We start from the raw sequence: 19,724 nt of genomic DNA, 5'->3' as shown, positions 1-19,724 counted from the left end.
TCCCTCAATCCCTCCCAAGGAGGGACGTTTACTTTGAGTTAAATTCAAGTACAAACTCAAAAAAAATCTGAACTTTCTACTTTATAGTTCGTTTATAACTTCATGAAAAAAATTAAACCTGAAACAAGAAACTTTTTTAAGTTGATGGTTGTCAGTTGCCAGTTGTTCGTTTTTCATTGTCCGATGGTGGGAATCAGAGCCGTACAGACTTTTGACTTTCTTAAAGACCTCCCTCAATCCCTCCCAAGGAGGGACGTTTACTTTGAGTTAAATTCAAGTACAAACTCAAAAAAAATCTGAACTTTCGACCTTCGACAAATCAAGATTACACCTTAATAAAAATCCTCCTTTTGTACATCACATACGCAAGCAGCACGTAAAAACTTACTACAGTTAATCCGTACAATAACGAAGATAATTTCATGGAGATAGCATCATGCACATAAAAGGTTTCAAAAAGCCATCCGTGCAGGGAACTGTCGTCCACCCGTATCATTCCGAATATTTTAGAAACAAAACTAGACAGGAAATAGACCGTAATCGCATTGGCTCCTGCATGCTTAAAAATACTTCCAAACTGAATCCCTTTTACATCGGACACATAGTAAATCAACGCTAAGCAAATATTTGCCCAACCGGCAGTAACCAATACAAAACTACTAGTCCAAAGCGCTTTGTTAATTGGGAAAACCATGTTCCATACGTACCCCAATACCAACATCCCTATGCCAAGTCCTAACATAATTAATTCTTTACGATTGCGCTTGGCAATAAGTAGCAATCCCGTAAAAACTCCCAGTAAGGCCGTAGCTATAGACGGCAAGGTACTAAGCAGTCCTTCCGGATCATAATCGGCCTTATAATTGTGGGTACCAAAGACCGCTACATCAATGAAATTGGCCCAGTTGTTTGGTGCCCTGTCAAAAGTAGGTGCTACCCCATGTATTGGGATAAAGCCCATCCATATCCAATAACCCATCAAAAGAAACACACAAATGCCTATTAATGCTTTCCAATTAAAATTGATAAAAAGGATGGCTGCAAAAAAGAAAACTACCCCAATGCGCTGTAATACGCCCGGAAAACGAATGGTTTCAAAATCCTTGATAAATGGAAAAGTAAGCGTGAAAGCACCCAAAAAAAGCCCCAAACCAATAAGCTTTAGACTGCGGATCGTTATTTTTTTATACGTATTGGAGGTTGTTGCCCTATTATGGTACGAAAACACAATAGAGGTGCCGACAATAAATAGAAAGAAAGGAAACACCAAATCGGTTGGCGTATACCCGTGCCACTCGGCATGCAATAAAGGCGCGTAAACGTGCCCCCAGGTTCCCGGAGTATTTACCAAAATCATTAAGACAATGGTAAGCCCTCTAAAAATATCGACAGACTGAATTCTGTTTTTCACGACGTATTTATAAAATTACGTTCTTCATTTTATTCCACATTTTGGCCAGTAAAAAGCCAGAAATAATAGCCACTATGGTTAAGATTAAGGCGTTACTAGTTTTGCCGTAAATCCAGTATCCTGTGGCAAACATACAGCTGTAAATTAAAACACATCCTGTGATCATTGCAGTAAGACCGGCGGGCACACTCCACTTTTCCTTGGTATTCACTATGACCTCATTATCGTCTTTGGCTTCTTGTACCACCTTCTGCCAGCCGGGTCCTCCGGGTTGTATTTTTTTATAAAAGTGTCGCAATACGGAAGTCGATTCCGGCGGTGATAAAAACGTAGCTGCTAACCATATAATGGTAGTGAGCAACACCACAAAAATATATTCGAACCAGTCCGGAAAGAGCCCTGTTTCTGAAGCGAACAAAAATGGCCCTACAGCCGTCAATTTTAATACAATAGATATGATGCCAGAGGCAAACATGGCCGTAATCTCGCTCCATGCATTAATACGCCACCAAAACCATCTTAAGATAAATATTAGACCTGTTCCAGCTCCAAAAACCAAAAGCACTTCAAACAGTTGTAAGGCATTCTGAAGCAATAAGGCCAAAATTGCACTAAAAACCATGAGCACTACTGTAGATAAGCGACCTACAGCTACTAAACGTTTTTCTGAGGCATTTGGGTTTATTTGTTGTTTGTAAAAATCGTACACAATATAGGAGGATCCCCAATTGAGTTGGGTAGATATGGTACTCATGTATGCCGCTATTAAGGATGCCAATACCACACCCAATAATCCGCTAGGCAGTTTGGTGAGCATAGCCGAGTATGCCAAATCATGTCCTAATTTATCAGCAGCAACATTTGGAAAGGCCTCATGAATGCTGGCAATATCAGGATATACCACCAAGGATGCCAGTGCCACCAAAATCCACGGCCATGGCCTTAGGGCGTAATGCATGATATTAAAAAAGAAGGTGGCTCCAATAGCGTGATTTTCATTCTTGGCCGCCAGCATGCGCTGGGCAATATAGCCCCCACCGCCCGGTTCTGCACCAGGGTACCAGGAACTCCACCACTGCACGGCTATCGGAATTATAAACAAGGTAATTAAGGCCTTTTTGTCGCTGAAATCCGGTACTATATGTAGCTTTGAAGCTACCGATTCATGAGCCATGAGTGCCTGAATTCCTCCCACTTCAGGAAGATTTACTAAATAATAGGCGGCACCAATAGCACCGCTCATTGCTACAAAAAACAGTAAAAAATCGGTATAAACTACGCCTTTAAATCCCCCTAGTGCACTAAAAGTAACGGTGATTAATCCTGCACTAACCACAGTAACCCATGGCTCCAGGCCTAACATAATACCTCCTATTTTGATGGCTGCCAGCGTAACCGCCGACATGGTAATGACGTTAAATATGACTCCCAAATACACCGCTCTAAACTTTCTTAGAAAACTAGCCGGCTTGCCCCCGTAGCGCAATTCATAAAATTCCAGATCGGTATTTACATTCGATTTCCGCCAAAGTTTGGCATATACAAATACGGTAAGCAACCCGGTAATTAAAAAAGCCCACCAAACCCAGTTGCCCGAAACGCCATTGGTTCGTACAATGTCTGTAACCAAATTGGGCGTATCTGTAGAAAAGGTGGTAGCTACCATAGAAAGTCCTAATAACCACCAAGGCATGGTTCGCCCGGATAAGAAAAACTCCGAAGAACTTTGACCGGATTTTTTGGAAACATAAACTCCTATAAAAAGGACAATGCTGAAAAAGACAATAATAAAACTGTAATCTAGGGAACTGAGTTGCATAATTTGGTTTGGGTTGTTGGATAAAGATATTATTTTTTAGGATACTTTTGACTTTTGGTTCCTAAAAACCGTACATGCTTTTATATTCCAGCTTCGACATATCCCCCATTTCATGGGTTTTAGCCTTTATTGCAGCCATAGTTTTAGGTATTTCCAAATCGGGAATTAAGGGTATTGCCATAATTATTGTAACCCTAATGGCTTTGGTATTTGGCTCTAAGGCATCTACGGGACTCATTGTTCCTTTGCTGATTTTTGGTGATATTTTTGCCGTGGTATACTATAATCGACATGCACAGTGGAACTATATTTTTAAGTTTTTACCCTGGATGCTCCTGGGGGTTCTTGTTGGTGTCTTGGTAGGCAAAGACCTAACAGCTAGTACTTTTAAATTATTGATGTCTGTAATTATTCTGATCAGTGTTGGTATAATGTTTTTTTGGGATCAACGAAAATCCATATCGATACCCACGCATTGGGCTTTTGCCGGATTTGTGGGGATTATGGCTGGAATAACCACCATGGTAGGAAATTTGGCAGGTGCATTTGCCAATATCTACTTTTTGGCCATGAGACTGCCCAAAAACCAGTTTATAGGTACGGCCGCTTGGCTATTTCTTATTGTGAATGTGTTTAAACTGCCCTTTCATATTTTTGTTTGGGATACCATAAGTACAGAAACCTTACTTATTAATGCAAAACTCTTACCGGGAACCTGTCTCGGTTTATTTCTAGGTGTGCGTTTGGTGAAAATTATTAAGGAGCAATTTTATCGAAAAATGATCTTAGTGCTTACTGCCATTGGTGCCTTGGTTATCTTGTTTTCTTAAGACAACGTGAACTACAGTCCTTGCTACGTTTTTATTGGGTTCGGTTTCTGTAGTCTTCTTAAAAACTAAAGTTAATTTTTCGGTCATATCAAGCCTTGCGGTTGACAAGTTTTTGAATACGACTACATGCTTTGAGCCACTACATTCGGACTAAGCCTTACCTTTTGATAGTTTCTTTCGTAAAGCACCGTAATTTAAAAATCACCAATGTATGGTCTTACCCCTCGCCTTCCTTTAAATTGAATATTTGGTTTAATGCCGATAAGTTATAGGCGATTAAGGCTGTAGAAGCCAGTTCGATGAGTCCTTTGTCTGAAATGCCGTGCGACTTTACGTTACTGACGTCTTGATCTGTAATTTCTTTAGGACGAAACGCCGCTTTTAATCCGAATTCGATGAGTGTGCGGGTTGTTTGTGGCAAAAGATGGGCGGAAGAAGCAAAATCATGGGCTGCCAAGGTCTCCTCGGGAGTAGCGCCTTCAAAGCGTGCAGCTGCTTCATGATAGGGAGCGCATGCTGCACATTCATTGCCCTCATTTTCTTTAGAAATTATAAAGGCCAAGAGCTCTTTTGTTTTGGTGTCTATTTCCCCTTGTTTTACAGAATGATATTCTGTTAAGAACCACGACGTAAAAATGTCTGGTTTCAAGGCTAATGCCCTAAGGGTTACGGCGCCAAAAACAGCTTCTCTAGGTACCCCAGGGATAAATGTTAAGCCCTCCTTTATAAGTTCAAAGTGATTTTTGAGGGTCTGTGGTGCTGATTTTTCAATTTGGGCAACCGCTTCAGGTGCCGCTAACGTAATTCGGAAATTGGACGACATATGGTGTTATTTTTTATTTTATCAAAAATATAAAATCCATAGATTTAATAGGTTAAAAAATTATAAAACCAGCTATTCAGCATACATAATATATCCCAAAATTAGGAATCCATGTTGGGGTAGAAGGATCCTGTTCTTTCTAAAAACTAAATGGTAACGTCACCAAGGTTTCATCCCATGCCAGCCACATCTCACCCGCTTTGGCACCCTTTTCTCCGTAAAACTGTATGGTAAAATCTTCTACAGGACTCGTAAGCCGACTTACGGTTGCTTTAACGCGTATCACATCTTTGTTTTCATCATAGCTATAATGACCCCATTGATCTACGTCTTTACTTAAAATAATCGTCCAACTGTCTTTGTTAGGGATACTGAGAAGCGCATAACTACCGGCTTTTACTTTCTTGCCGTTCAACGTAATATCTTTATAAAATTTAATTTCCGGAGCCTCATTGGCTCCGGTACGCCAAACTTTGTCATAAGGCACCAACTCACCAAACACGGTTCTATCCTTCTTGGCAGGCCTGCTGTAAATAACCCTAATATAGGCTTCGTTTAGGGTCAATTTTTCGGGTGCAAAACGACGGTCATGCGCATAATCATCAGGGAAATAGGCCATGTCCATAGGACTTTTATCTAACCCTCTTAACTCTTGGGCGTTGAGCATTGCCCCTACAAAAACACTTAACACAATAAAGGAAACATACTTTTTCATAATGTTATTCATTTAAATTCCAGTTAAACTATCGGATAAGCTATCGTTTTAAGCCTCTAAAGTACGTCATTTTTAGAAATCACTCCTAGTCCATTCCTGTTTTATGTCTTTTTACGGCTTGCGGAATTTTGGTAGCGATGTGGAGACTTTACTTTAAAGAATTTCATTTTTTTAAAAAAAATTAGTTCATGTAGGTTATTCATCGTAATATTGCAATTATATAATAAAACAAAATGGGTATTACGAAAGCAGATCTTTTTAGTAAAGAACAAAACACTATTTCCTCCTTTGCCAAGGCCTTAGGGCATCCGGCGCGTGTGGCCATCCTACAACATTTGTTTAAAATTAAAGGCTGTATATGTGGGGACTTAGTGAACGAAATTGGACTGGCACAACCTACCATATCGCAGCATTTAAAAGAGTTAAAACAGCTAGGGTTGATACAAGGAACTGTGGAGGGTACCAGCGTGTGCTACTGCATCAATCCGGAGAAATGGACATCAATGAAAGGTCTTATGTCTTCCTTTTTAGATCAGGATATCTCCGATAATACCAATTGCTGCTAATTATTCTCCATTACATAGAACACTTAAATTGACCAAAAAAACAACTAATGAAACTATCTGAAGTAAAAAATCAATTAACCAAACTGGACGGCATACGTTTTAAATTGCCCAATGGCGAACTAGTCCCGGATCATTTCCATGTCACCGAAATTGGTAAAATAACCAAGCATTTTATAGATTGTGGAGGCACTGTTAGGCATGAAGAGGTTGTTAATTTTCAGCTTTGGAGTGCCAATGATTACGACCACAGATTACATCCTGAAAAACTACAAGCTATTATAGAACTTTCTGAACGTGTTTTACCCCTTGATGATTTGGAAATTGAAGTGGAATATCAAGGCGAAACCATTCAAAAATATGGGTTGCATTTTGATGGTGCTCACTTTTTGTTAGTTCATAAGCATACGGATTGTTTGGCCAAAAACCAATGCGGTATTGCACAAGAAAAACCAAAACTAAAACTGGCCAATTTGCAAACGACAGCCTCAGGCTGTACGCCAAATTCCGGTTGCTGTTAACCGTTATTTTCCTATTCAACATATAATATCTCATAATTATGCTATTTCCCGCCCTAGAAAATACACTACTTCGTCTAGATACCAGCCAAATTTCAGACGAGCGCAAAAGAATGCTTCAACCCTTAACGGATTACATTCAGGAAAAAGTTACCCTTCAAAAAGCGATTCTACTCAATTTTATTTGCACTCACAATTCAAGACGGAGCCATCTTTCGCAGGTATGGGCTCAGGCATTGGCCTATCATTTCAACATCAAAAATGTATTTTGTTATTCTGGAGGAACCGAGGCCACCGCATTGTTTCCAATGGCTGCAAAAACATTGGAAGATGCCGGTTATAAAATTCACAGCATTGCCGAAGGCACAAACCCTATATACAGCATAAAGTACACTGCCAACGCCCATCCTATTATTGGTTTTTCTAAAACCTATGACGATCCGTTTAATCCCGTTTCCGAATTTGCGGCTATTATGACCTGTTCGCAAGCAGACGTAGGATGCCCTTTTATTCCCGGTGCAGAAAAACGTTTTTCCTTACCTTTTGAAGACCCAAAATCTTTTGACCAAACCCCCCAACAAGAGGAGAAATATAGGGAAAGAAGCCTGCAAATAGCCTCGGGATTATTTTATGTGTATTCTCAAATAAAAGCCTGATATGACCGCAAAAAAGAAACTCAGCTTTTTAGACCGTTATCTTACCCTTTGGATATTTTTAGCCATGGGTTTTGGGGTATCACTAGGCTATTTTATGCCCAAGTTTCCGCAAATCGTTGATGGCTTCAGTAGTGGTACTACCAATATCCCTATAGCCATAGGCCTTATTTTAATGATGTACCCCCCGCTAGCAAAGGCAAACTATGCCCTGCTTCCCAAGGTCTTCAAAAATGTGAAAGTACTTTCCATTTCCCTTATACTCAATTGGATTATAGGACCAGTTTTGATGTTTTTTTTGGCGATAACCTTTTTGCAGGAATATCCCGAATATATGGTAGGGCTCATTCTTATTGGTTTGGCACGATGCATTGCCATGGTTTTGGTCTGGAACGATTTGGCAGAGGGAAGCAGTGAATACGGTGCCGGGTTAGTAGCGCTTAACAGTATTTTCCAGGTATTTGCCTATAGTTTTTATGCCTGGTTATTTATTACCGTACTTCCTCCCTATTTTGGGTTTAAAGGAGCTATAGTAAATATTGAAATTAGCACCATTGCAGAAAGTGTGGCTTTGTATTTAGGCCTTCCTTTTGTAATGGGTATTTTGAGCCGATTTGTTCTGGTAAAGCACAAAGGAGAAGTGTGGTACACTCATACCTTTATTCCGACCATAGCTCCTGTAACCCTTATTGCGCTACTTTTTACCATTGTAGTCATGTTTTCACTAAAAGGAGCACTTATTGTTGAAATACCTTTGGATGTGCTACGCATAGCCATACCCTTACTTATTTATTTTACGTTGATGTTCATTATTGGTTTTTTTATGACCAAGGCAATGGGCGCGTCGTACGATAAAACGACAGCGGTGGCCTTTACGGCAGCCGGAAACAACTTTGAACTGGCTATTGCCGTGGCTATTGCGGTATTTGGTCTCAATTCCGGTCAGGCATTCACCGGTGTCATAGGCCCTTTGGTAGAAGTGCCTGCGCTTATTATATTGGTGCGTGTCGCCTTTTGGCTCAAGAAAAAGTATTTTTAATGTACAGTTAGAAATCTACTTTCTATACATTTACGCGATAATCAAAATTGAAATGCGCCAATGCGTTCCTTTCCTTACCATTCCCGTTCGCAAGGGCATGGGCATGGGCGTACAGCCGGGTATGGAAAAATAATGCGAAGGCTTTTTTAATGTGGCATAGGATTGCTCCGAGTATTATTTACGCAATGATTTCGGTAATCATTTTCTTTAGTTATTTTTGCGTTCCAAAGTGAAAAATCCCCTTTTTTACCAACCAAAGGTTTTCAAATACCTAAATTTAAACCATTTAAGATATGCTTAAGTGCTTATGAGCCAATTTTTTCCTGTACTGAACACTTTAAAGCACAACTCCATAAAAACAACTATAAACAGATGAAAGTCCTCCACATAGACACCAATCATCCTTTACTAATTACACAATTTGCTGCTTTAGGGTTTTCCAATGACGAAGATTACACCTCGTCTAAAACAGAAATTGAAGCTAAAATACATGCGTATAATGGTATTGTGCTACGAAGTCGGTTTTCTATTGATTCGACATTTTTAGACAAAGCCACTAATTTAAAATTCATAGCACGAGTTGGCGCCGGATTAGAAAACATTGATGTGGCTTATGCCAAACAAAAGGGTGTTTATTTAGCTGCTGCGCCAGAAGGCAATAGCAATGCCGTAGCCGAGCACACCCTAGGCATGCTCCTTTCTCTTTTTAATAAGTTAAACAAAGCCGATCATGAAGTGCGACAAGGCCGTTGGGATCGTGAAGGAAATCGGGGAATAGAATTGGACGGCAAAACCGTAGGCATTTTGGGTTACGGAAATATGGGTAAGGCATTTGCCAAAAAACTACAAGGTTTTAATGTTGAAGTCATCTGTTTTGATATTTTAGGTGGTGTGGGCGATGATAACGCCAGACAGGTTGGTATCATGGAGTTTCAACAAAGAACAGAAGTGCTTAGTGTACATGTTCCTCAAACACCGCTAACCGTAGGAATGATTAATGCCGAGTTCATAAATGCTTTTAAGAACCCTTTTTGGTTTCTTAATACTGCCAGAGGAAAATCGGTGGTAACCCAAGATTTGGTTGCCGCATTACAATTAGGAAAAGTCCTTGGTGCGGGATTAGATGTATTAGAATATGAGAAGTCATCTTTTGAAGATATGTTTTCAGAGGACAAACTTCCCGAAGCTTTTCAATATCTTATTCAAGCCCATAATGTGATCCTTACACCTCATGTCGCGGGATGGACCGTTGAAAGTAAAGCAAGATTGGCGCAAACCTTAGTGACTAAAATAAAAGAACATTTTAGACTTTAGATCCATTTTAGAAATAAAAAATTTCTTGAAACTGACTATCCCCGAGGCAAGCCATAGGGGTATACTTCTACTGCGCTCAGTACGGGTTTCGCCAGTTTCATTTTGGCCTTTGGGCCAAAATCCAAAATTTTGTATTTTACCTCACCCGGAACTGCAAAAAGGCAGTTCCGACCTCTCCAAAGGAGAGGTAAATAGGAAACCCCTACCCAAGGGTCGGGGAATCTTTAGATTCAACCCTTTTTTTAGTTTTTAATCTAATAGCTAACTATCAGAAATTCAATTGTCCTAACAATTAAAATCGCTCTATCTACTCGCAAAAATATTTTAAACTATTAAAATATTTAGTACTTTTATACGTCATTTGTTATAAACCAACATTTAAAAACCATGTCAGACGAAAAAAAAGATTTAGGCGATAAGGCCAAGGACGCATTAAATGATGCAAAAGATTCGGCAAAAGAAACCTTTGAGGATGCCAAAGATGCAAGCAAGGAATTTGCTGAAGACGCTAAAGAAACGGCGCAAGATTTTGGAAATGAAGCCAAAAAAACAGCCAATGAATTTAGTGAAGGTCTTAAGGGAGCCGGCGGGGACAACAAAAAGATTTTGGCCGGGATATTGGCCATTGTTTTTGGTCAACTTGGGGTTCACAAGTTCATTTTAGGGTACCAGAAGGAAGGTATTATATTACTGGTTGCGACTGTAATTGGCTATGCTACCATGTGCTTTATTGTGGGAAGTTTTATTGTAATGGCAACTGTTATTATAGGGCTTATAGAAGGTATCATCTATCTCACAAAATCGGATGAAGAATTTTACAATACCTATCAGGCCGGGAAAAAACCTTGGTTTTAGTAGATCAGAAAAAGCCAAATCTAAAATAAACGATTTGGCTTTTTTTAAGAATATGTAAATGTAATATTGCAATATTACGTAACTTTAATTTCTATACACAATCAACGAAATCATCCTCCATTATGGGTGCTTCTAAAACTCACATATTCAACACTTCCCAAAATACCTTGGCATCTTTGGCTAAAGTATTGGGGCATCCTGCGCGTATTGCCATCATTCAATATATCAGTAAAAATAAAGATGCTATGTGCAACGATTTAGTCGATGTTATCGGTCTTTCGCAACCTACTATTACGCAACACATGAATACCATTAAAAAGGCAGGTCTACTAAAAGTTTCCTTTAAGGGGAAATACCCATGCTACCGTATGCATCAAGAAAAATGGCAAGAGCTACAACTGCCGTTCCAAGACTTTTTTAAGCGCATTAATACTACAATCCACCCTAATGAGCCTCAAAAGAAATAACGAAATTAAATGTATGAACGCCACTGTAATTTAATGATGCCTATAAGGCATCAGAAGGTATACAATTAAAAAGTTGCGATATACATCAGGTAGACACCAGGATATTGCCTCAATTTTCATCCTACAATGATTGCGGTCCTAACCCCAAATACATGCATCGTAAACTACTGAAATAAAAGGATATCCATAAGCTAAATCCGTGACGTGACTAGCGTTCCATCCGCAATAAATCCAAATTACTGCTACCCCGAATTTCTTCTAAATGAGGTTGGTTTGGATTTCTGGTCAGAATTTTGGAACACCACCCGGGATTCTAGATTCAAATACCCTTTGTCCCTAACCGTTTGTCCGCTTCCAGATAGACAAAAGCACGGTTTCATCTATTTTGGTACCGATAAAAAATTTCTTGAAACTGACTATCCCCGAGGCAAGCCATAGGGGTATACTTCTACTGCGCTCAGTACGGGTTTCGCCAGTTTCATTTTGGCCTTTGGGCCAAAAACCGAAATTTTGTATTTCACCTCACCCGGAACTGCAAAAAGACAGTTCCGACCGCTCCAAAGGAGCGATAAATAGGAAACCCCGACCCAAGGGTCGGGGAATCTTTAAATTGAAACGGTATTATAATAGCTCTAACAAACCGTAATTACGCCTTCTATTTTTACAATTCCAAATTTTGCTGGCCTTCCGCTAGCTTGCGTTCTAATTCTGCCTGAAACTCTTCCATAACTGGTTTTACGGTACTTTCCGGTAAATCAGCAATCTTAATATACATAAGACCGTCTACCGAATTATTGAATAGCGGATCCACATTAAAGGCTACCACCTTGGCATTTTGCTTTATATACTTCTTGATAAGGACAGGCAAGCGCAAACTTCCCGGCTCTACCTCATCTATAATTTTGTCGAATTTGTTTAAATCGGCTTGTGTTTCGTCAAAAACAAACTCTTTATCTGCATCCTTAAGCTGTACTTTAAATTCCTTTTTGGGACGTATATATTGTGCTACAAACGGATCCCAGTAATTGGATTTCATAAATTCAATCATTAAAGACTTTGAAAAATTAGAAAATTGATTGCTGATACTGACGCCTCCAATTAAATATTTATGCTCCGGAAAACGCAATGTGGTATGCACAATACCTTTCCATAATAAAAACAAAGGCATTGGCTTTAGCTGGTACTCCTTAATAATATAAGCTCTGCCCATTTCGATGGACTGACTCATCATTTGATGCAACTCTGGCTCTACCCTAAAAAGATCCTGAATATAAAAACCATCGATACCATACTTTGCAAATATTGCTGAACCCATGCCCATTCTGTATGCCCCGACAATTATTTTCTCATCATCATCCCAAAGAAATAAATGGTGGTAATAGGCATCAAAACTATCCAAATCACTAGCATTATTGGTGCCCTCTCCGATGGCTCTAAAGGTGACTTCTCTTTGCCGGCCAATTTCCTTTAATATAAATGGAATCTCCTTCGCCTCAGCCAAAAAAACCTCGTAATTTTTGCTTTGCAGCAGCCTACAATCCTTTTCTCTTAGCCGTTCTATCTCTTCCTGAATAACCTCCGTGCGTACTGCCGTAACAATTTTTTTTGGGGATTTAGAAATCTTTAAGGTCGTAGGAAGCTGATCTATGAGGCGTTCTTTTTGATACGCATTGGCCAAAATATAGGTTTTTCTTCGAAGCAATTCCGCGAATTCATCCAAGTTTTCTTGTTCCTTTTGAACCTGAACGGATATGGGTTGACCAATTCTTACTTTAATGGGTCGGTTTCTCTGCGATGATACCTCGGAGGGTAATTTAGCCGTTCTAAAGATGTCATTTATTTTAGACAATCTATAAAACAATCGACTATTTCGGGCATGAAAATAAATGGGGACTACAGGTACTTCGGCTTTTCGAATTAATTTTAACGCAGCCTCTTCCCATGGTTTATCTACGATAAGCTTTCCGTCTTTATACGTAGAAACTTCCCCCGCTGGAAAAATTCCCAATGGTTGCCCGTCCTGTAAATGTTTTATGGCCGCTTTAAAACCACCTATACTGCTTTTGACGTCTTTATGACCCTCAAAAGGGTTCACCGGCATAATATATGGCGATAACGGTGCTATTCTGTTCAACAAAAAATTGGCGATAATCTTAAAATCTGGTCGGTTTTTAAGCATCAATTTTAAAAGAAGCACCCCATCCATACCTCCTAAGGGATGATTGGAAATGGTGATGTACGCTCCCTCTTTCGGAAGTCTTTTTAGATCGTCTTCGGGAATTTCAAATTTTATCTCGTAATACGCTAAAATAGCGTCTAAAAAGTCTAGACCTTCTAAATGTTTATGTTGATCGTAAAAGTTGTTTATATTGGAAATTTGAGTAACTCGCATGAGAATCCATCCCATAAAAGTTCCAAAAAAGCCGTACTTATCTAGATGAATTGCCTTCGCTACCTCTTTAGCGGTCACTAAACCCATAGCTATAGATTAATTGTGTCGCAAATATAGCAAATTACAATTGGTAGCCTCTACTTTATCAGTTTAGAACAAAAGAGAGCTAAGCATTCGAACCTATTTCACGACCAATTGAAGGGTTTCTTTACCTCGCTGTTCTAATAAAATTTCCTTTCCTTGCTGTAATGCGGCTATAGACTCTGCATCAAAATGCCGTATGGTGTACAGTGACACATTCTCATGGTGTACCACTTTAAATTTGCTTTTCAAATGATTTAATAAATCCTCTAACCGACCGTATTTATTATCCACACAAACCGAAAAACTGATGGCAGAATTCTGAATTAAATCGACCTTCATTCTATGATCGTGGAACAACTTAAAAAGTTCGCTCATACTGTCTTCTACAATAAAAGAAAAATCTAATGAGGAGAGTTTCATAAGCACCTGATTTTTCTTCACTATAAAACAGGGTACTTTAGGCTCTATTCCTATACCTTTTCCTACGGTAGTGCCGGATGCCGAAGGATTTACGAACGATTTAACCAGCAATGGTATTTCTTTGCGCTGCAAAGGTTGCAAGGTTTTAGGGTGAATCACGGATGCACCATAGAATGCCAATTCAATGGCCTCCCGATACGAAATGTTGTTTAGCAGTTGGGCATTTTCAAAATATCGAGGGTCGGCATTAAGAACACCCGGTACATCTTTCCAAATAGTCACTGAGGACGCATTTACGCAATAGGCAAGAATTGCTGCCGTATAATCTGATCCTTCTCTGCCCAAAGTAGTGGTAAAATTATTTTCGTCGCTGCCTAAGAATCCTTGCGTAATATTCAGTTTTGTCTTGTCTATTTTTTTGGTGACATTTTCCTGAGTTTTCTCCCAATGTATGTTGGCATCTCTATAATTGCTGTCGGTTTTTATAAAATTTCGCACATCGAGCCAATTGCTTTTAAGACCACTTTCGTTAAGGTAGGCACTTAGAATGGTAGATGAAACCAGTTCGCCATACCCTACAACCTGATCGTATACAAAATTGTACTTTGGCGATTTGTTCCAAGCTAAAAATCCTTGTGCCTCATCGATCAATGATTTTACCTGAAGAAAAATAGGGTGTTTATCGTTTTTGAAAAGATCCATTAAAATATCGTTGTGATATTTTATAACCTCTTGTAGGGAAGAAGCCAAAGCCGATTTATTGTTAAAATAGGCATTTACCACCTCTTCCATGGCATTGGTGGTCTTCCCCATAGCAGAAACTATGAGTAATGTATTTTCATAACCCACTTCTCTTAATACCTGTACTACATTTTTAATACCGTCCGCATCTTTAACGGAAGCACCTCCGAATTTAAATACTCTCATATATTTTGTATAAAATTTTCTATCCCTTTTTCGTCTAAATGTACCACATCCCAATCGCGCTTAACGTGCGCTCCTTTACTTTCATAAAAGGTAATTGCCGGTTCATTCCAATCCAGCACCTCCCAACAAATCCGTTTTACTCCTAACCGTTTTCCATACTTTACTACCTCGGTTAACAAGGCCGTTCCCAATCCACTCCCTCGCATTTTTTTGGTGATTATTAAATCTTCTAAATGCAAGACAGGACCCTTCCATGTAGAATAGCGCATATACACCAAGGCCATACCAACAATAACAGCTTCTGCTTCGGCAACAAAGCAATGAAAGCGTTTGTGCTTTTGGAAACCGTCTTGCACCAAATCTTCTGCGGTTATTTCAACAGCTCCGCTTTCGTGTTCAAAATCGGCCAATTCTTGAATCAGTTTACTAACTTGAGGCATGTCTTCCGCCCGTGCCTCCCGGATGCTGTATTTCATAATTGTTACAAATAAAACACAAAGTTATAAATTTCAAAAACATAAAAACGACGAAACCGATGTAGTTTCACAAAAACGCTAATCAGTATGGGCAAATAAAACAGTTTCTGAGATATCTCCGTATATTTTATGCTATGTATAGCTTTCTTATGAGCGCATTAATTCATTACGGATTTGTAAAAACGTGTGGTGAAAAAGGTAGGTAGCCTACGGTGCTACCGGGAAAAATTGTTAAAGCGCAACTACACATTAAGCTCGCTTTACGGCAAAAGAACGAACACAGGAAAGAATAACATCTCAAGGTGTATAAGATCGCAACAACAATAAAAACTATTAGAGTTTTAACAAATATTGATAGTCTTCAAAATCAATATTTCCACTAAAAATGGCTATGGACCGTTGTATCACCGTTTCGGCAACTTCTTGAGAATACCCTAATCCTATAGCGTATTTTCGCACTAAGGTAAGCTCTGGCTCATCCACCTGATGATCGGCATAAATGATTCGAAAAAAATCGTACAATCGCTCCAAACGCTTTTCCGCACTAAGTGGTGTATCTATTGGATATTTATTCGATTTCTTCATTACCTCTTTATATTCTGCGTCGGTAATGTCGAGTTTGCTTGCAAAACGATCTAGTAAAACCCTTTCATCTGCATTTACCTCGCCATCCGTGGCCGCTAATGTAGCTATAGCCGCAAAATGGGCTAAATTTCGCCGATGTTCACTGTTGCTGTATAAATCTAAGATCGCCATATCTCCTAATTTTAATCGGTCACAAATATAAATTTTTTCGAACGCTTTCGCTTCATAAGATTTCAATTATTCTTTATAAATCAATTTAGATCGCTTCCTTGGGCTTGGTTTCATTAGGGTTTATATCATTTTCCACTCTAAGTACCTTCAAAAAAACAGATCACCCTTTGGTGGCAAAGGGGTTCCGAACCTATATTTGCAGAAATTTTAAGGATTGGATAAATCCACTATTTCGGAAATAGTTGCACAGTCTCCGCCCATACGGAAACTGCAGCAGGCTATTGTACAATCCGAAAAAATGACATGTATTACCGGACTATCCGGATCAGCACTCTCTTTTGTGGTTGCATCCGCATTTGAAGTTTCCAATAGACCTTTTTTATTCATTCTAAGTGACAAAGAAGAAGCTGCGTATTATCTTAACGATTTGGAAGAACTTCTAGACGATACGCAAGTGCTTTTTTATCCCGGAAGTTACAGAAGACCCTATCAAATAGAAGAAACAAACAACGCCAATGTGCTATTGCGTGCCGAAGTACTAAACCGTATTAATTCCCGTAAAAAACCGGCTGTTATTGTAACCTATCCCGACGCCCTCTTTGAAAAAGTAGCTACCCGAAAAGAATTGGATAAAAACACGCTAAAAATAAAGGTAGGTGATGCTATATCGCTCGATTTTCTCAATGAAGTCTTATTTGAATACCAATTTAAAAGGGTCGATTTTGTTACTGAACCTGGGGAATTTTCGGTTCGTGGAGGCATTGTTGATGTGTTTTCTTTTTCGCACGACCAACCGTATCGACTGGAGTTTTTTGGCGATGAAATAAATAGTATTCGCACTTTTGATGTAGAAACTCAACTGTCTACCGATAAGGTAAAACGCATTAGCCTTATTCCTAATGTAGAGAATAAATTTTTGCACGAATCGCGACAGAGTTTTTTAGCTTTTATTCCTGCTGATACTGTCGTTTTTGTGGATCGACCCGAGCTTTTGTCGGCCAAAGCCAATACCCTTTTTGCAAAGGCCGAAGAAGTGTTTGCTGCCCTATCAACTCCCCTAAACCACACGCGCCCCGAAGCCCTATTTGTTACCGGGGCATTATTAGAAAGTCAATTACATTCGTTTTCGGTGGTTACCTCTTCGAATGCTCAAAACAGCAGCAACATTATATTTCATACCCAACCGCAACCTTCGTTTAATAAAAAATTCGACTTCTTAGTTAACAACCTTAACCAAAATCATAAGGCGGGCTATACCAATTATATTTGCTGTTCCAGTGCGCAACAGGTGAAACGATTTCATGATATCCTAAGTGAAATAGGTGCAGAAACTCCATACAAAACAGCCGTATTACCACTATATCAGGGTTTTATAGACGAAGATGCCAAACTGGCTTGCTACACCGATCATCAGATTTTTGAACGGTATCATAAATTTCATCTCAAAAACGGATATGCCAAAAAGCAGGCAATTACCCTTAAAGAACTCAATAAATTAGAGATAGGCGATTATGTAACCCATATAGACCACGGTATAGGGAAATTTGGGGGACTTCAGAAAATAGATGTAGAAGGTACCCGGCAGGAAGCCATAAAATTGGTCTATGGAGACAGAGACATTCTCTACGTTAGTATTCATTCCCTACACAAAATCTCTAAATTTAACGGCAAGGACGGCACTGCGCCAAAATTGTATAAACTGGGTTCTGGTGCTTGGAAAAAACTGAAGGAGAAAACCAAATCGAGAGTAAAACAGATCGCCTTCAATCTTATACAAGTGTATGCAAAAAGGCGATTAGACAAAGGATTCGCCTTTGCGCCGGACAGTTATTTGCAATCCGAACTTGAGGCCTCATTTATATACGAAGATACTCCGGACCAAACCAAAGCCACCGAAGACATCAAAAAAGATATGGAAAGTGAACGCCCCATGGATCGGTTAATTTGTGGGGACGTGGGCTTTGGTAAAACAGAAGTGGCTATTAGAGCCGCATTTAAAGCGGTAGACAACGGAAAACAAGTAGCGGTTTTAGTGCCTACTACCATTTTGGCTTTTCAGCACCACCGTACTTTTACAGAACGCCTAAAAGAAATGCCCGTTACCGTGGATTACCTTAATCGTTTCCGTACCACTAAAGAACGTAAAGAAACGCTTCACGATTTGGCCACCGGCAAAGTAGATATTATTATTGGCACCCACCAACTTGTAAACAAAAACGTGAAATTCAAAGATTTAGGACTTCTTATTGTAGATGAGGAGCAAAAATTTGGGGTCAATGTAAAAGACAAGCTAAAAGCTATAAAAGAGAACGTAGACGTGCTCACCCTAACGGCCACACCCATACCCCGCACCTTACAATTCAGTTTAATGGCTGCGCGCGACCTCTCGGTAATTACCACAGCACCACCCAACCGCTATCCCATAGAAAGTGAAGTTATTCATTTTAATGAAGCAACAATTCGCGATGCCATAAGCTATGAAATTCAAAGAGGAGGCCAAGTCTTTTTTATCCATAACCGCATTGAGAACATCAAAGAAGTGGCCGGTATGATTCAGCGCTTGGTGCCCGACGCCAAAATTGGAATAGGACACGGCCAAATGGACGGTAAAAAACTAGAAGCTTTAATGCTTGCGTTTATAAATGGCGCGTTTGATGTGCTGGTGTCTACTACTATTGTAGAAAGCGGATTAGACGTTACCAATGCCAATACCATCTTTATTAACAATGCTAATAATTTTGGACTTAGCGACTTGCACCAAATGCGCGGTCGCGTGGGGCGGAGTAATAAAAAGGCGTTTTGCTATTTTATAACACCGCCCTATGATATGATGACTCCTGATGCCCGAAAACGCATTCAGGCACTAGAGCAGTTTACCGCATTGGGCAGCGGTTTCAACATTGCGATGAAAGATCTGGAAATTAGGGGAGCTGGCGATCTCCTTGGGGGCGAGCAAAGTGGTTTTATCAATGAAATAGGTTTTGAGACGTATCAAAAAATACTCTCAGAAGCCATTGAGGAACTAAAAGAAAATGAATTTAAAAGCCTGTATAATGAGGTAGAAGGTACGCCAGACAAAATCTACGTAAAGGAAACTCAAATTGATGCCGACTTTCAGCTGTTGTTCCCCGATAATTACATCAACAATATTACGGAACGCCTTAACCTGTACACCGAATTGAACCAAATTAAAAATGAAGAAGCCCTTCTAAAATTTGAAGCACAACTCATAGATCGTTTTGGATCTTTGCCTAAGCCCGCCAAGGATTTGTTGCGTTCTGTGCGTATTAAATGGATTGCTACTGCCATAGGGCTAGAAAAAGTGGTGATGAAAAAAGGAAAACTCATTGGGTACTTTATTGCCGATCAGCAATCTCCGTTTTACCAAAGTACCTCTTTTAACCAGGTACTACAGTTTGTGCAACAGCATCCTAAATTGTGCCGTATGAAAGAAAAAGAAACTCGTAACGGCTTACGGTTGTTACTCGTTTTTGATCAGATTACTTCGGTAGAAAAGGCGTTAACTGCTTTAGACCCTTTTGTGGTCCATCCCGTAGCGGTTTCTTAGATCTTTTTGAGTAGTATCATAGGAAACTGCAACTTGGCTATTTGCGATAGTGGCACGCCCCGATTTTTCATTTGTTTTATTCTCTTGTTGAATG

At 39.6% G+C, this 19,724-nt stretch carries 17 protein-coding genes; 9 read left to right on the top strand and 8 right to left on the bottom strand.

Features of this window, described 5'->3' with window-relative positions; all coding sequences use genetic code 11:
• Nucleotides 1–325: 325 nt before the first annotated feature.
• Both U1E44_RS06650 and U1E44_RS06645 read right to left on the bottom strand, forming a co-directional pair.
• A complete protein-coding gene (locus U1E44_RS06650; RefSeq protein WP_322930278.1) occupies nt 326–1,411 on the bottom strand; it encodes an acyltransferase family protein in 1,086 nt (361 codons plus the stop codon).
• 7 nt (nt 1,412–1,418) lie between these two features.
• Nucleotides 1,419–3,230 (bottom strand): sodium:solute symporter family protein, encoded by a 1,812-nt coding sequence (locus U1E44_RS06645; protein ID WP_322930277.1) that lies wholly within the window; start codon nt 3,228–3,230, stop codon nt 1,419–1,421.
• Nucleotides 3,231–3,304: 74 nt separating this feature from the next.
• Here U1E44_RS06645 and U1E44_RS06640 point away from each other — a divergent pair, with 74 nt between their 5' ends.
• The gene (locus tag U1E44_RS06640; protein ID WP_322930276.1) at nt 3,305–4,060 is read left to right on the top strand and encodes a sulfite exporter TauE/SafE family protein; all 756 of its coding nucleotides are present in this window, start codon (nt 3,305–3,307) and stop codon (nt 4,058–4,060) included.
• 217 nt (nt 4,061–4,277) lie between these two features.
• On the opposite strand, the gene U1E44_RS06635 is transcribed toward U1E44_RS06640, so the two are convergent.
• Together U1E44_RS06635 and U1E44_RS06630 are read right to left on the bottom strand one after the other, a co-directional pair.
• Nucleotides 4,278–4,883, bottom strand: coding sequence for a carboxymuconolactone decarboxylase family protein (locus U1E44_RS06635; protein WP_322930275.1), 606 nt, complete (start codon nt 4,881–4,883; stop codon nt 4,278–4,280).
• Nucleotides 4,884–5,022: 139 nt separating this feature from the next.
• Nucleotides 5,023–5,598, bottom strand: a complete 576-nt coding sequence (locus tag U1E44_RS06630) for a DUF2911 domain-containing protein (protein ID WP_322930274.1) — start codon at nt 5,596–5,598, stop codon at nt 5,023–5,025.
• A 233-nt stretch (nt 5,599–5,831) separates the two neighbouring features.
• Between U1E44_RS06630 and U1E44_RS06625 the strand changes: the two genes are divergently transcribed.
• From U1E44_RS06625 to U1E44_RS06595, 7 genes are all read left to right on the top strand, one after another.
• Nucleotides 5,832–6,164 carry an ArsR/SmtB family transcription factor gene (locus tag U1E44_RS06625; RefSeq protein WP_322930273.1) on the top strand — a complete coding sequence of 111 codons (333 nt, stop codon included), beginning with the start codon at nt 5,832–5,834 and terminating at the stop codon, nt 6,162–6,164.
• Nucleotides 6,165–6,211: 47 nt separating this feature from the next.
• Complete coding sequence (locus U1E44_RS06620; RefSeq protein ID WP_322930272.1) at nt 6,212–6,682, top strand: DUF6428 family protein; 471 nt, start codon at nt 6,212–6,214, stop codon at nt 6,680–6,682.
• A gap of 38 nt (nt 6,683–6,720) precedes the next feature.
• Nucleotides 6,721–7,335 carry an arsenate-mycothiol transferase ArsC gene (locus tag U1E44_RS06615; protein WP_322930271.1) on the top strand — a complete coding sequence of 205 codons (615 nt, stop codon included), beginning with the start codon at nt 6,721–6,723 and terminating at the stop codon, nt 7,333–7,335.
• A gap of 1 nt (nt 7,336) precedes the next feature.
• The gene (arsB, locus tag U1E44_RS06610; protein ID WP_322930270.1) at nt 7,337–8,371 is read left to right on the top strand and encodes an ACR3 family arsenite efflux transporter; all 1,035 of its coding nucleotides are present in this window, start codon (nt 7,337–7,339) and stop codon (nt 8,369–8,371) included.
• A gap of 372 nt (nt 8,372–8,743) precedes the next feature.
• Nucleotides 8,744–9,685, top strand: coding sequence for a 2-hydroxyacid dehydrogenase (locus U1E44_RS06605; RefSeq protein ID WP_322930269.1), 942 nt, complete (start codon nt 8,744–8,746; stop codon nt 9,683–9,685).
• A 387-nt stretch (nt 9,686–10,072) separates the two neighbouring features.
• Nucleotides 10,073–10,540, top strand: a complete 468-nt coding sequence (locus tag U1E44_RS06600; RefSeq protein ID WP_322930268.1) for an NINE protein — start codon at nt 10,073–10,075, stop codon at nt 10,538–10,540.
• Nucleotides 10,541–10,662: 122 nt separating this feature from the next.
• The gene (locus tag U1E44_RS06595; RefSeq protein WP_322930267.1) at nt 10,663–11,007 is read left to right on the top strand and encodes an ArsR/SmtB family transcription factor; all 345 of its coding nucleotides are present in this window, start codon (nt 10,663–10,665) and stop codon (nt 11,005–11,007) included.
• A 661-nt stretch (nt 11,008–11,668) separates the two neighbouring features.
• On the opposite strand, the gene U1E44_RS06590 is transcribed toward U1E44_RS06595, so the two are convergent.
• The 4 genes from U1E44_RS06590 to U1E44_RS06575 form a co-directional block, all read right to left on the bottom strand.
• Nucleotides 11,669–13,486, bottom strand: coding sequence for a lysophospholipid acyltransferase family protein (locus tag U1E44_RS06590; protein ID WP_322930266.1), 1,818 nt, complete (start codon nt 13,484–13,486; stop codon nt 11,669–11,671).
• A 93-nt stretch (nt 13,487–13,579) separates the two neighbouring features.
• Nucleotides 13,580–14,830 (bottom strand): aspartate kinase, encoded by a 1,251-nt coding sequence (locus U1E44_RS06585; protein ID WP_322930265.1) that lies wholly within the window; start codon nt 14,828–14,830, stop codon nt 13,580–13,582.
• Nucleotides 14,827–15,306: a GNAT family N-acetyltransferase gene (locus U1E44_RS06580; RefSeq protein ID WP_322930264.1), complete on the bottom strand. Its 480-nt coding sequence runs from the start codon at nt 15,304–15,306 to the stop codon at nt 14,827–14,829. The genes U1E44_RS06585 and U1E44_RS06580 overlap by 4 nt, the downstream gene beginning before the upstream one ends.
• Before the next feature lie 333 nt (nt 15,307–15,639).
• On the bottom strand, nt 15,640–16,062 hold the full coding sequence (locus tag U1E44_RS06575; protein WP_322930263.1) for a TerB family tellurite resistance protein: 423 nt from the start codon (nt 16,060–16,062) through the stop codon (nt 15,640–15,642).
• A gap of 214 nt (nt 16,063–16,276) precedes the next feature.
• Here U1E44_RS06575 and mfd point away from each other — a divergent pair, with 214 nt between their 5' ends.
• Nucleotides 16,277–19,630 (top strand): transcription-repair coupling factor, encoded by a 3,354-nt coding sequence (gene mfd, locus U1E44_RS06570; RefSeq protein ID WP_322930262.1) that lies wholly within the window; start codon nt 16,277–16,279, stop codon nt 19,628–19,630.
• Nucleotides 19,631–19,724 lie beyond the last annotated feature (94 nt).

Origin of the sequence: Aurantibrevibacter litoralis (assembly GCF_034651555.1) — a bacterium.
Classification (GTDB): domain Bacteria; phylum Bacteroidota; class Bacteroidia; order Flavobacteriales; family Flavobacteriaceae; genus Aurantibrevibacter; species Aurantibrevibacter litoralis.
This window is presented reverse-complemented; position numbering and strand designations above follow the sequence as displayed.

Bases quoted from the DNA above. Each gene is read 5' to 3' on its own strand.
- U1E44_RS06645 (WP_322930277.1), bottom strand. From the start codon at position 3,230: ATGCAACTCAGTTCCCTAGATTACAGTTTTATTATTGTCTTTTTCAGC.
- U1E44_RS06640 (WP_322930276.1), top strand. From the start codon at position 3,305: ATGCTTTTATATTCCAGCTTCGACATATCCCCCATTTCATGGGTTTTA.
- U1E44_RS06635 (WP_322930275.1), bottom strand. From the start codon at position 4,883: ATGTCGTCCAATTTCCGAATTACGTTAGCGGCACCTGAAGCGGTTGCC.
- U1E44_RS06630 (WP_322930274.1), bottom strand. From the start codon at position 5,598: ATGAAAAAGTATGTTTCCTTTATTGTGTTAAGTGTTTTTGTAGGGGCA.
- U1E44_RS06625 (WP_322930273.1), top strand. From the start codon at position 5,832: ATGGGTATTACGAAAGCAGATCTTTTTAGTAAAGAACAAAACACTATT.
- U1E44_RS06620 (WP_322930272.1), top strand. From the start codon at position 6,212: ATGAAACTATCTGAAGTAAAAAATCAATTAACCAAACTGGACGGCATA.
- U1E44_RS06615 (WP_322930271.1), top strand. From the start codon at position 6,721: ATGCTATTTCCCGCCCTAGAAAATACACTACTTCGTCTAGATACCAGC.
- arsB (WP_322930270.1), top strand. From the start codon at position 7,337: ATGACCGCAAAAAAGAAACTCAGCTTTTTAGACCGTTATCTTACCCTT.
- U1E44_RS06605 (WP_322930269.1), top strand. From the start codon at position 8,744: ATGAAAGTCCTCCACATAGACACCAATCATCCTTTACTAATTACACAA.
- U1E44_RS06600 (WP_322930268.1), top strand. From the start codon at position 10,073: ATGTCAGACGAAAAAAAAGATTTAGGCGATAAGGCCAAGGACGCATTA.
- U1E44_RS06595 (WP_322930267.1), top strand. From the start codon at position 10,663: ATGGGTGCTTCTAAAACTCACATATTCAACACTTCCCAAAATACCTTG.
- U1E44_RS06590 (WP_322930266.1), bottom strand. From the start codon at position 13,486: ATGGGTTTAGTGACCGCTAAAGAGGTAGCGAAGGCAATTCATCTAGAT.
- U1E44_RS06585 (WP_322930265.1), bottom strand. From the start codon at position 14,830: ATGAGAGTATTTAAATTCGGAGGTGCTTCCGTTAAAGATGCGGACGGT.
- U1E44_RS06580 (WP_322930264.1), bottom strand. From the start codon at position 15,306: ATGAAATACAGCATCCGGGAGGCACGGGCGGAAGACATGCCTCAAGTT.
- U1E44_RS06575 (WP_322930263.1), bottom strand. From the start codon at position 16,062: ATGGCGATCTTAGATTTATACAGCAACAGTGAACATCGGCGAAATTTA.